At 73.1% G+C, this 12,398-nt stretch carries 10 protein-coding genes; 3 read left to right on the forward strand and 7 right to left on the reverse strand.

What is annotated here, in order from left to right; genetic code table 11:
* Positions 1-59 precede the first annotated feature (59 nt).
* On the forward strand, positions 60-4,682 hold the full coding sequence (locus OG611_RS18995; RefSeq protein ID WP_266421494.1) for a HEAT repeat domain-containing protein: 4,623 nt from the start codon (positions 60-62) through the stop codon (positions 4,680-4,682).
* 40 nt (positions 4,683-4,722) lie between these two features.
* Here the strand turns inward: OG611_RS18995 and OG611_RS19000 are convergent, their stop codons facing one another.
* Entirely contained in the window at positions 4,723-5,937 is a 1,215-nt protein-coding gene (locus OG611_RS19000; RefSeq protein WP_266421498.1) for an acyl-CoA dehydrogenase family protein, read from the reverse strand.
* Between the two features lie 8 nt (positions 5,938-5,945).
* Positions 5,946-6,968, reverse strand: coding sequence for a phosphotransferase family protein (locus tag OG611_RS19005; RefSeq protein ID WP_266421501.1), 1,023 nt, complete (start codon positions 6,966-6,968; stop codon positions 5,946-5,948).
* Positions 6,969-7,147: 179 nt separating this feature from the next.
* Here OG611_RS19005 and OG611_RS19010 point away from each other — a divergent pair, with 179 nt between their 5' ends.
* On the forward strand, positions 7,148-8,437 hold the full coding sequence (locus tag OG611_RS19010) for a glucarate dehydratase family protein (RefSeq protein WP_266421503.1): 1,290 nt from the start codon (positions 7,148-7,150) through the stop codon (positions 8,435-8,437).
* Between the two features lie 67 nt (positions 8,438-8,504).
* Positions 8,505-9,461 carry an NADP-dependent oxidoreductase gene (locus OG611_RS19015; RefSeq protein WP_266421505.1) on the forward strand — a complete coding sequence of 319 codons (957 nt, stop codon included), beginning with the start codon at positions 8,505-8,507 and terminating at the stop codon, positions 9,459-9,461.
* Positions 9,462-9,515: 54 nt separating this feature from the next.
* On the opposite strand, the gene OG611_RS19020 is transcribed toward OG611_RS19015, so the two are convergent.
* The 5 genes from OG611_RS19020 to OG611_RS19040 all read right to left on the reverse strand — a co-directional run bounded on the left by OG611_RS19020 (position 9,516) and on the right by OG611_RS19040 (position 12,331).
* Positions 9,516-9,827, reverse strand: coding sequence for a DUF202 domain-containing protein (locus OG611_RS19020; RefSeq protein ID WP_266421506.1), 312 nt, complete (start codon positions 9,825-9,827; stop codon positions 9,516-9,518).
* Positions 9,824-10,219: a YidH family protein gene (locus OG611_RS19025; RefSeq protein WP_266421508.1), complete on the reverse strand. Its 396-nt coding sequence runs from the start codon at positions 10,217-10,219 to the stop codon at positions 9,824-9,826. The genes OG611_RS19020 and OG611_RS19025 overlap by 4 nt, the downstream gene beginning before the upstream one ends.
* 46 nt (positions 10,220-10,265) lie before the next feature.
* Entirely contained in the window at positions 10,266-10,787 is a 522-nt protein-coding gene (locus OG611_RS19030) for an NUDIX domain-containing protein (RefSeq protein ID WP_266421511.1), read from the reverse strand.
* A gap of 33 nt (positions 10,788-10,820) precedes the next feature.
* The gene (locus tag OG611_RS19035) at positions 10,821-11,594 is read right to left on the reverse strand and encodes a glucose 1-dehydrogenase (RefSeq protein WP_266421513.1); all 774 of its coding nucleotides are present in this window, start codon (positions 11,592-11,594) and stop codon (positions 10,821-10,823) included.
* A 107-nt stretch (positions 11,595-11,701) separates the two neighbouring features.
* Entirely contained in the window at positions 11,702-12,331 is a 630-nt protein-coding gene (locus OG611_RS19040; RefSeq protein ID WP_266421516.1) for a TetR/AcrR family transcriptional regulator, read from the reverse strand.
* Positions 12,332-12,398 lie beyond the last annotated feature (67 nt).

Here is a 12,398-nt window from a genome sequence, read left to right on the forward strand (position 1 = left end):
GGGAGCGAAGGCCCGAAACCCGTTGGTGGGGCCGGAGAGCGCCCGGTTAGCATCCGACGATGCGGACGCCGGTCGACGAACAATTCCACGCCCTGGGCCGACTGATCGGGCACGAGGACCCCGGGCAGCGTCATCTGGGGCTGGTCCGGCTGACCGAGCGCGTCACCGAGTGCCCCCCGTCCGACGACGGGGAGATGGACGCACTCGCCGGGCTGCTGCCCGCATCGCTGACCGGACTGCCGGAGGCCGATCTCCTCCTGGCCGGTCTCTACGAGCGACTCGGCCACCGCCTGAGGGGCCGCCCCCGGCCGCCGTGGCGCACGGCCGGGCAACTGCCGGTACGGGTACGGATCGCCTGGCTGCGCGCCGATGTGCTCCACGATCCCGAGGTGCTCCGCGACGAGGCCCCGGGCGAACTCCTGTACCAGGCCGTGCGGGGGGCGGGCATCACCGGTACGCACCGGCCGGCGCGGCTCGTGGACGAACTGGCGGGCAGCGGCGATCCGGTGCTTCAGGCTGAGGCACTGCGGTTGGCCCGGGAGGGGCTGCACGCCGGACTGCTGGCCCCGGCGCTGGTCCGGGAGGACCTGATCGGTCTGCTGGGAGCAGGCAGCGCCCCGGTCGTCGCAGGTGCGCTGGGCGGACTCGCCGAACCGTGGGCGGCGACGGACCCGCTGCCGCCCGGCCTCCTCGCTCCGTTCCTCTCCGCCGATCCGGTACGGGCGAGGCCCGGGGAACCGGCGGGGGACACCGTGCGGGAACAGGCCGGGGAGCCGGCGGAGGACGCCGTGCGGGAATGGCCCGCGGTGGCCGACGCCGCCCTCGCGGCCGCCGCGCGCCACGGCCACCGGGACCTGCTGCGCCACGTCGTCGGCGACCCCGGCCTTCCGTCGGGCCTTCGCCGGCGCGGGATGGAACTGCTCGGCGAGCTGGCGGACCGCGACGAGATCGGCGAGCTGACGGCCGTCGCCGCCCGCGATCCCCTGCTGCTCGGCGGCCCGGCCGTGGCCTGCCTGCGCGGTCTCCACCGGCGCGGGCACTTCCCGGACGGTCCCCACGTCTCCGCCGTCATCGGCCTGGCCCTGTCCGATCACTCGATCCCTCCCCGCGACGTGGCGACGATCCTCTTCACCTCCCGGAAGGAAACGCTCCGGGTACTGACGGACGCACCGGCCGACGATCCGGGCTGGCCGCGACGGCTCGCCCTGCTGGTCGCCCTGGCCGGGCAGGGAGCCGGCGATCTCCCGATCGGGGACGCCGTCGCACACCTACTGCCCTCCGCCCCCGCACCCGGGCCGTTCCTCGACGCGATCCGCGAACTGCGCCACGGGGATGCCGAGGAGGCCGTGATCGCCCTGCTGCCCTCGGCGCCGGCCGCGGCCCTGGACGCGCTGGAGGCGATCGGCGGCGACCGGACGGTACTGGCCCTGCGCGAGGGGCTGGGCCTCACCACGGACGGGACAGCGCCCCATCTGCGCGCCGTACGCAACCGCGCCCTCGAACTGCTGTGGCAGCTGAACCGCGATCCGGCGCAGCGCCGCGCCCTTCTCGTACGGCTCGACCCCGTCGATCTGCCGCCGCGCATCGCGGCCGACCTCGGCGGACCGGACGAGCGGGAACTGGCCCTGCTGAGTTCCCACCTGGACCCGGACGCGCCGGTGGCGGCGCTGTGCCGACTGGCGGCCCACGGCAACGCCGGCACCCTCCCGGTCATCGCCGACCTGCTGCTGCGCATCGTGGCCGAGCAGGCCGCGTCGAGGAGCCCGGACGCGGCGCCCCGGACAGGGGAGCACGGACAGCCGGCCGGTGAGCCCGCGGTGCCGCAGGAGGTCCTGGACGCCGTGAGCGCCCTGGGCCGCAGGCTCCACGGACGGGGCGCGATCCGGCCCGTCTGCCTGCTCGGCACCACGGACGCCCGGGAGGCCGGGCACGCACTGGTCGCGACCGTGACGCTGGACCTGCTGGAGCGCCCCGGACTGTCCGACGACGAGCAGGTGGTCCTGCTCGAACTGCTGCTCAGGGCCCCTTGGACGGGCACCCGTGCGCGGGTGCACCGACTGCTGCGCCACCGCGACCGGCACGTACGCAAGCACGTCATCGCGCTGCTCGCCCGCGACGCCACGGGTGAGGACGCCCAGGCGCTCTCGGCCACGCTGATCGCGCTGACGAGGGCCCAGGACGTCCAGACCGTCCGGCAGGCGCTGCTCGCACTGGGCCATGGCCGGGCCCACTGGGCGAGCGCCGCGATCTCCGCATGTCTCGACCATCCGAACATGAACATCAGGAAGACGGCGGCCGAGGCGCTGGTCCGGGCGGGCACACCGGTGGCGCTCCCGAAGCTCCTCTTCCGGCTCGGGCACGACGGCAACCCCGGACTGCGCGCCTCACTCGTCGCGGCCCTGCGCGCCGTCCTCGGCGACGCCTATGCGGCCACCCTCGTCGCCGCCGCCGAACACAGCCGGGACGACGGCACCCGCCAACTGCTGCTGGAGGGCCTCCACGGCGTCCTCGCCGCACGCTCGGTCCTCGCACTGGACGTCCAGGAGTCACCGGTGGCGGTCACCCTGCTCACCCTGGTGGCGTCCCGCCGGGTCGGACTGGCCTCCGGCACCGTGAAGGATCTGGCGGTACCCATGGCCAGGCACGGGATCACCGCACCGGCCGCCGGAGACCCGTCATGGGTGGCCGGCGAGGCGGACCGCGACATCAGGGCGCTGCTGGCCGGGGGCTGGGATCCCGAGGTCGCGCTGCGCGTCGTCGAGCGGGACGAGCCGCTCGGCCCCGACCGGTCGGAACAGCTGCGGCCGATGCTGGCCGACTGGCTCCGGCTGGCGGCCTCCCGTCCGGAGCTCCGGGACAAGGCGCTCCGGAACAAGGTGGTGCGGTTCGCGCTGCGGCTCTGCGCCGAGCCCCGGGACGACGCCGAGCTCACGGCGTTCGCCCGGTCCGCCCCGGTCCTGCTGGACGCGCTCGCCGACGCCCGGGACGAGGACCGGCACGACCTGATCGCCGTACTCGAAGCGGTCGTGCCGATGCTGACGGCCACCGGAAGGCCGGCCGCCGTCGCCGCGGTACGGGCCCTGCGCCCCGCGCCGGCGACGCCGAGCCGGTCCACGCTGACACTGCTGCGCCGCCTCGGTGCGGTACCGGTCCGCGCCGACCTCGACCGGGCCCTCGCGGGCGCCCGGCTCGGCGCCGATCCCTGGCGGGCCGAAACCGCCGTGCTCCGGGAGGCCTTCGCCGTACCGGAGAGCGCCGACGGGCCCCTGCACGCCGGGACCCGGGCCTGGCGGGTCGCGCTGGACGACGCGGTCCGCACACCGGGCGCACTGGAGGAGTTCCGCCGACGGGACGACGGCGCGGTCCCCTCTCGGGACCGGCTGACCGCGCTGATCGAGGCCCACCGGGGCGCCGGCCCCGGGGTCCGGGCCGCGCTCATCGACTGGATGACGCTGCTCCAGCCCATCGACGCGCCGCCCTGGACCATCGCCGAGACCGCCCACGCGCCGGCGTCACCACCGCGACGGGTACGCGTCGACGACCTGGACCAGCCGCGTTCGGCGGCCCTGCGGGAGCGGTTGCTGGCCATGCTGGGGTCGGCCGAGGCGGACCGCAGGCAGACCGCGGCCCAGGTGCTGGCGCGGTGGCCCGAGCCGGAGGCCCGCCTGGCGGTGCTGCGCGCGTACCTCCACGGCCGGGTCGGGCTGCCCGCCGGCGTCGACCCGGCCCGCGCACTGGGCGCCGTCGACGAGACGGAACTCAGGGGCGACGGGATCCTGCGCGACAGGGTGGCGCGTGCGGCCGCCGGGCTCGACCCGTGGGAACTGGAACGGCTGGTCCCACTGCTGCTGGAGTGGTGGGAACACGCGCCGCCCGCCATGGGCCGGGCCGTCGGCGACGCGTTGCGCGCGTACCCTGCCGACGCGCTGGCCGGGGCACTGGGCGACCGCCTCGACGCCGGGGCCTGGGGCTTCCTGGATCTGCTCGTCGGCCGCCCGCTGCTGCGCACCCCGGCGCTGACGCGGACCTGCCGACGCCTGCGTACCGAAGGACGCGACGAACTCGCCGACCGGCTCCTGCTCGTGGAAGGACCGCTGCGCGGCCCCGACGCCGGGCGGCAGGACGCGGCGGCACTGGCGGTGCTCCGCGACCGTGGTGCGGCCGTACCCGCCGGAACCGGGCACCGCCCGACCCGGCAGGAACTACTGGACCTGGCCGGAACCGGCACGCCGGAGCAGATCTGCCGGGCGCTCACGGAACTGGCCGGGGCGCACACCGGCCCGGAGCTGGACCAGGACCGGCAACTCCTCGATCTGCTCGGCGAGTTGATTACGCACCCCCGGTCCAAGGTCCGGCTGCGCGCCCACCGGGCCTCACGGGTGATGCTCGGCCGGCCGACCCATCTGCGCCACACCGAACTCCTGCTGGACGACCCCCGGCCGGACGTGGTGCGCATGGCGATCCGGACGCTCTGCCGGGCGGGCTGGGAGCCGGCGATTCCCGCGGTGACGGGACTGCTCGGGCACCCGCACGCCGTCGTGCGCGAGGCGGCGGCCGAGGGGCTGGTCGAGCTGGGCGGGGCGGCGGTCCCGGCCCTCCGCAACGCCACCGCCCACGCCCGGCCCGACCGGCGCTCCCTGTACACGGAGGTACTGGACCGGATCAGGGCCGGTGAACACTGAGAGGGGACCCGCAATCCCTGGCCGGCCCCCGGGCCGCCGTCTACACGTACCGCTTGATCTCCCGCCGGGCCAGCGACCGCTGATGCACCTCGTCCGGGCCGTCCGCCAGCCGCAACGTCCGTGCCGCCGCCCACAGTTCGGCCAGCGGGAAGTCCTGGCTCACCCCGCCCGCGCCGTGCAGCTGCACCGCCCGGTCGAGGATGTCGACCACCGCGCGCGGGGTGGCGATCTTGATGGCCTGGATCTCCGTGTGCGCGCCCCGGTTGCCCACCGTGTCCATCAGCCAGGCCGTCTTCAGCACCAGCAGCCGCAGCTGCTCCACCGTGACCCGCGCGTCCGCGATCCAGTTCTGCACGACGCCCTGCTGGGCGAGCGGCTTGCCGAAGGCCGTACGGGACACCGCCCGCTTGCACATCAGCTCGATGGCCCGCTCGGCCATGCCGATCAGCCGCATGCAGTGGTGGATCCGGCCCGGTCCCAGCCGTGCCTGGGCGATGGCGAAGCCGCTGCCCTCCTCGCCGATCAGATTCTCGGCCGGCACCCGCACATCGGTGAAGACGACTTCCGCGTGACCGCCGTGGGAGTGGTCCTCGTACCCGTACACCTGCATGGCGCGGCGCACTTCGAGGCCGGGGGTGTCGCGGGGGACCAGGACCATCGACTGCTGGCGGCGGATGTCGGGGCCGTCCGGGTCGGTCTTGCCCATCACGATGAAGATCTTGCAGTCCGGGTTCATCGCCCCGGAGATGTACCACTTGCGGCCGTTGATGGCGTAGTCCCCGCCGTCGCGCACGATCCGGGTCTCGATGTTCGTCGCGTCCGACGAGGCGACCTCGGGCTCCGTCATCGCGAACGCCGAGCGGATGTCACCGGCCAGCAGCGGCTCCAGCCACTGCTTCTTCTGCTCGTCCGTGGCGAACTGGTGGAGCACCTCCATGTTCCCGGTGTCGGGAGCCGCGCAGTTGAGTGCGGTCGGCGCCAACTGCGGGGACCGGCCGGTGATTTCGGCGAGCGGGGCGTACTGGAGATTGGTCAGCCCGGCCCCGTACTCGGCGTCCGGGAGGAAGAGGTTCCACAGGCCCTGCCTGCGCGCCTCGGCCTTCAGGTCCTCGACGATCCGGGGGGTGTCCCACGGGGAGGCCAGCAGCGCGCGCTGCTCGTCCGCGATCTTCTCGGCCGGGTGGACGTGCTCGTCCATGAAGGCGAGCAGCTTGGCGCGCAGCTCTTCGGTGCGGGCGTCGAATGCGAAGTCCATGGGGGTGATCAGCCTTCCTGGAGGGTGGTGAGGCCGTGCTCGATGAAGACCGGGACGAGATCGCCGATGCGGTCGAAGCCCGCGCCGACGGTCCGGCCCAGGGTGTAGCGGTAGTGGATGCCCTCCAGGATCACGGCGAGCTTGAACCAGGCGAACGCCGTGTACCAGGAGATGGCGGAGGTGTCCCGGCCGGAGCGGGCGGCATAGCGCTCGATCAGCTCGGTGGGGGAGGGGTGGCCCGCCGCGCCGCTGGTGGTGGAGACCGGCGATTCGGCCAGACCGAGGTCGGAGCTGTACATCACCAGCAGGCCGAGATCGGTCAGCGGGTCGCCGAGCGTCGACATCTCCCAGTCGAGGACGGCCTTGATCCGGTCGTCCGAGCCGATCAGGACGTTGTCCAGCCGGTAGTCGCCGTGCACGACGGTGGGCGCGGGCGAGACGGGCAGCGCGCGCCCGAGCGCGGCGTGCAGTTCGTCGATGCCGGGCAGCTCGCGGTTGCGCGACGCGTCCAGCTGCTTGCCCCAGCGGCGCAGCTGCCGGTCGAGGAAGCCCTTAGGCCGCCCGAAGTCCCGGAGTCCGACGGACTCCGGGTCCACGGCGTGCAGTGCGACGAGGGTGTCGACGAGCCCGAGGACCGCCTCCCGGGTGCGCTCGGCGCCCAGCGGGGCGAGCTGCTCGGCGGTGCGGTACGGGGTGCCCTCGACGTACTCCATGACGTAGAAGGGCGACCCGATCACCGAGTCGTCCTCGCAGAGCAGCACCGGCTCGGGCACCGGAACGGCCGTCGGGTGCAGGGCGCTGATCACCCGGTGCTCGCGCCTCATGTCGTGCGCGGTGGCCAGCACATGGCCCAGGGGGGGCCTGCGGACGACCCAGCGGCCGGTGCCGTCCGTGACGGTGTACGTCAGGTTCGACCGGCCGCCCTCGATCAGCCGGGCTTCGAGCGGTCCGCTCACCAGCCCCGGCCGCTCGCGGTCGAGATGTCCGCGCAGCCGGTCGAGGTCGAGACCTGGCGGGGGGACTGAGCTCATCGTGCGCACCTCCGAGGGGTGAAAGACGGTCGGGGACCATCATGCCGACCAGTCGGTATGTCGTCCAGTGCGTGCCCGGGATCCATCGGGTGGAGTCGCGTCCGGATCCGGCGGGCGGACTCGCGTCCTCCTTGGCGCGGAGTCTGGTATTCAGTCGCATCCCTGAATAGGGTTCACGTATGAATACAGAGCTGCTGATCGACGAAGTCCGGCTGACCCCGATCCTGATAGCCGACCCGCCCCTGCTCAACACCCAGGGCGTCCACCAGCCCTACACCCCGCGGCTCATCGTGGAGGTCGTCACACGCGGTGGGGTCACGGGTATCGGCGAGACGTACGGGGACGGCAAGTACCTCGAACTCGCCCGGCCGCTCGCCACCGCACTCACCGGACGCCCGGTCAGCGATCTGAACGGACTGTTCGCCCTGGCCGATGAGGTGTGCGGTGATTCACGCGCGGCCGACGACCGGGTCGACGCGGGCGGGCTGCGCGGCGTCCAGACCGCCGACAAGCTCAGGCTCTCCGTCGTCTCGGGCTTCGAGGTCGCCTGCCTGGACGCGCTGGGCAAGTCCCTCGGCCTCCCCGTGCACGCCCTGCTCGGCGGGAAGGTCCGCGACAGCGTCGAGTACAGCGCCTATCTCTTCTACCGCTGGGCCGCTCACCCCGAGGGCGGCGAGCAGGACGACTGGGACGCCGCCCTCGACCCGGCCGGAGTCGTCGCCCAGGCCCGGCGCTTCGCCCGCGAGTACGGCTTCTCCTCCTTCAAGCTCAAGGGCGGCGTCTTCGAACCCGACCGGGAGATCGCCGCGATCCGCGCCCTCGCCGAGGAGTTCCCCGGGCAGCCGCTGCGCCTCGACCCCAACGGCGCCTGGTCCGTCGAGACCTCGCTCCACGTCGCCGAGCAGTTGAAGGACGTACTCGAATACCTGGAGGACCCGGCGAGCGGCACGGACCTGATGGCCTCGGTCGCCGCCGGCACCGACGTACCGCTCGCCACCAACATGTGCGTGACCACCCTCGCCGAGGTGCCGGAGGCCTTCGCCCGTGGCGCCGTGCAGGTCGTCCTCTCCGACCACCACTACTGGGGCGGGCTGCACCGTACCCGTGAACTGGCCGGGATCTGCCGCACCTTCGGCGTCGGACTCTCCATGCACTCCAACACCCACCTCGGCATCAGCCTCGCCGCGATGACCCATGTAGCGGCCACCGTTCCCAACCTCGACTACGCCTGCGACAGCCACTACCCCTGGCAGACCGAGGACGTCATCACCGCCCGCCATGTCTTCCGGGACGGCCGGCTCACCGTGTCCGACGCACCCGGGCTCGGTGTCGAACTCGACCGCGAACGCCTGGCCGCGCTGCACCGGCGCTGGCTCGACGACGACGGCACGATGCGCGAGCGCGACGACGCGGCCGCGATGCGCAAGGCCGAGCCGGGGTGGGAGACGCCGACGATCCCGCGCTGGTGACGGGCCCGTCGCCCGGGACACGACGGCCTGACTTGCGGGGGTCCGGACCCGCACCGAAGGTCGGTGCATGAAGGCGATCAGCTACAGCGGGTACGGCGGGGCCGACGTCCTGGAGTACGGCGAGCGGCCCGACCCCAAGGTCGGCCCGGACTCCGTCCTGGTGAAGGTGCGGGCCGCAGCCGTCAATCCGGTCGACTGGAAGGCCCGCGAGGGCTACCTGGACGCCGCACTGGAGGCCGTGTTCCCGGTGATCCCCGGCTGGGACGTGTCCGGCGTCGTCGTGCAGCCCGGTACGGCCGTCGACGAGTTCGCGGTCGGCGACGAGGTCATCGGCTATGTGCGGGAGGACTTCCTCAGCCGCGGCACGTTCGCCGAGTACGTCGCCGCGCCCGTGCGCACCCTCGCCCGCAAGCCGCTGAGCCTGAGCTTCGAGGAGGCGGCCGGACTGCCGCTGGCCGGTCTCACCGCCTACCAGGTCCTGCACCGCGCCCTGCGGATCCGCGACGGCGACACGGTCCTCGTCCACGCGGCGGCCGGCGGGGTGGGCTCCTTCGCCGTCCAGCTCGCCCGGCACGCCGGCGCCCGCGTCATCGGCACCGCGAGCGAGCACAACCACGATCATGTCCGGCAACTCGGCGGGGAACCGGTGGCCTACGGGGACGGCCTCGCCGACCGGCTGCGGGCCCTGGCCCCGGACGGCGTCGACGCCGCGTTCGACACCGTCGGCGGCGAGGCGCTCCGGGTCTCCGCCGAAGTGCTGAAGCCCGGAGGCCGCCTGGCCTCCATCGCGGACGGCGAGGTCCTCGCGTACGGCGGCCGCTACGCCTACGTACGACCGGACGCGAAGGACCTCACCCATCTGGCCGAACTGGCCGAACAGGGCATCGTCACGGTCCATGTGGAACGGGTCTTCCCGCTGGAACAGGCGGCGGACGCCTACCGGCTGAACGAGCAGGGGCGCACCCGCGGAAAGATCGTCGTCACCGTCCCCTGGGAGGTCCCGGACATTCCGCCGGACGTCTGACGGGCCTTCGTACCCGGACCTCTGACGGCCGCCCGCGCCCGGCGCCCGGAACACTCAGAACAGCATGGCCGCGGCGAACACCGCGAGCGCGACCGTGCACGCCGCCGCGGTCAGCGCGCCGCGGGCCGACAGCGGTCGCGGCCGCGCGGTCCCCATGCCGAGCACCCGCAGGTGCGCCACCCGCAGGAAACCCAGCCAGGCCAAGGCACTCAGCGACACCGCCACGATCGCGGCCGGGCCCGCCCCGCCGTGCAGCGCCTGCTTGACCGCCAGCAGCGCCACCACCGTGCACGACAGCGTCGTACGCCGCCAGGCCAGCCGGGTCCGCTCGGGCTGCAGCCCGGGGTCGCGCTCCGGGGTGGTCACCGCCCCTCCCAGCCGAAGAGGACCACCACCACCATCGCCACGGCGACGACCGCGACGGCCAGTCCGAGCAGCGTCGGGAACCGAGAGACCGGAAGGTCCTCCCCGCGCCGCATCGCCCGTTCGCACCGCACCCAGTGGTTGACCGCCCGCAGCGCGCACAGCACACCGGCCGCCAGCAGTGCGAGCGCCAGACCGGCGCGGATGCCCCAGGCCAGCTCCGGCAGGAACTGGTCGACCGCGAACCCGCCGCCGATCAGCGCCAGAGCCGTCCGGATCCAGGCGAGGAAGGTGCGCTCGTTGGCGAGCGAGAACCGGTAATCGGGGGTGTCGCCCTCTTCGCGGATGCGCTGCGGAGCGAACCACAGCCGCAGGCTCTGTACGAATTCGTTCACGCGTGAACCTTATCTGCCGCTCTGCGGGTGACCGCCGGGGTCGGGCTCAGGAGGCCGTTCCGGCCGCCCGGAAGGCGCGCAGCCGGTGGTATGCCGCCAGGCCGTCCGGCACCCACTCCCGGTCGCCGATCTGCCGCGCCAGCTCGTCATCGGTGAGGAAGGTGTGCCAGGCGACCTCCTCCACCTGCGGGTTCACCGGCAGCTCGCACCGTACCTGGTAGACGTACGACCACCAGGAGTGCCCGGCGTGCTCGTAGAGGAACTTGAAGAGCGGTTCGGGCCGGGGAAGCCCGGACACCCCCAGCTCCTCCTCGGCCTCCCGCAGCGCCGCCTCGTCGTACGACTCGCCGGCGCCGACCACCCCGCCGACGAACATGTCGTAGCGGGACGGGAAGACCGGCTTGCCCGGGGTTCTGCGGTGGACGAAGAGTCGGCCCTCCGCGTCCCGGGCCTCGACGAAGACGCAGCGATGGCGAAGGCCCCGCGCGGTCGCCTCACCGCGCGGGGCCTGCCCCACGACCACGTCGTTCTCGTCGACGATGTCCAGGATCTCGTCAGAGGGAGTCATGCCCCCATCCAACATCAGACCATCGCGGGACGATCACTGCCCCATGACGTACTTGACGGTCGGGCCCGTGGTCCAGCCGCCGTCCACGGCCAGCTCGGCACCGGTGATGTACGAAGCGGCATCCGAGAGCAGGAACGTGACCGCCTCTGCGATCTCCCGGGCCTCGCCGACCCGGCCCATCGGGGTGTTCGGGTAGTTGCCCTCGCCCTGCTGGATGCCGACGGACGCGGTCATCGGCGTGTAGACCATGCCGGGGTGCACCGAGTTCACCCGGATCCTCGCCGTGCCGAGCTCGACCGCGCCGACCTTCGTCAGGCCGCGCACGCCCCACTTCGAGGCGCCGTAGCTGGAGGTCAGGGCGAGGCCCATCAGACCGGCGGCCGAGGAGATGTTGACGATCGAACCGCCGCCGTTCTCCTTCATCACCGGGATCACCGTCTTCATGCCGATGAAGACGGCCGTCAGATTGATGTCGATGACCTTGCGGAAGTGCTCCACGGTCTCGGTCTCCAGCGGCTGGCCGGTCGACACCCCGGCGTTGTTGACCAGCCCGTCGATCCGTCCGAACTCGGCGAGGGCGAACTCCGCGACGCGCTGCCAGTCCTCCTCGGAGGTCACGTCGTGGTGCAGGAAGCGGGCCTTGGCCCCCAGCTCCGCGGCGGTGGCGGCGCCTTCCTCGTCGAGCACATCGGTGATCACCACATGGGCGCCGCCCGCCACCGCGAGGCGGGCGGCCTCGGCGCCCAGGCCCCGGGCGCCGCCGGTGATGACGACGGTCTTGTCGGTGAGGTTGCTCTTGTCGGTCATGTCGCTTCCTTCATGTGGTGCAGGTGGCAAGTGGTGCGGGTGGTACGTGGTGCGGGTGGTACGTGGTGCGGGTGGTACGTGGTGCGGGTGGTACGTGGTGCGGGTGGTCACGCGCTGCCCGGCACGGGGGCGTGCAGGAACGCGGTGGTGGTCTCGACGAGATCGGCGAGGAAGAGCTCGTCGCCGGTCAGTGGTTCGGTGCCGTCGAGACGCTGGCGGGCGCGGTCGGCCAGCGCCGCGCCGATCAGGGTGAGCGCCAGATCCAGGCGCTCCAGGCGCACCGGACCGGGCAGGCCGCCCAGGCAGTCCCCGATGCGGCCGATCAGACGTCCGTAGTCGGTGCCGTCCAGGACGGGGTGCAGCCGCCCGGTCCGCAGCCCGGTCTCATGGCTGAGCCGGGCCGAGATCCGCAGGCAGCGGCGACCGCGGTCGTCGGCGAGCAGGCTCGCCTCGGCCGTCACCAGCGCGGTGAGCAGCTCCCGTACGCCGCAGTCCGCGCCCAGCGCGTCGAGCAGGGGTGCCATCACCCGTTCGGTACGGGCCTGGCGGCCCGCCATCACCGCGTCGAGCAGCCCGGCCCGGGAACCGAAGTGGTACTGGACCGCGGAAGGGTTGCTCTGCCCGGCCAGCCGGACGATGTCCCGCAGCTGGGCGCCGTCCGGTCCCTGCGCGGCGAAGATCTCCTCGGCCGCGCGGATCAGCTTGTCCCTGGTCTCCTGCCCCGACGTTCGCGCCATGGCGCCATTCTAATGCTGGCCATTATTAAAAACCAGTGCGGACGGCCGCTCGGGACTGCCGGCCCCG

The organism is Streptomyces sp. NBC_01363, from assembly GCF_026340595.1.
In the GTDB taxonomy this organism is placed as follows: domain Bacteria; phylum Actinomycetota; class Actinomycetes; order Streptomycetales; family Streptomycetaceae; genus Streptomyces.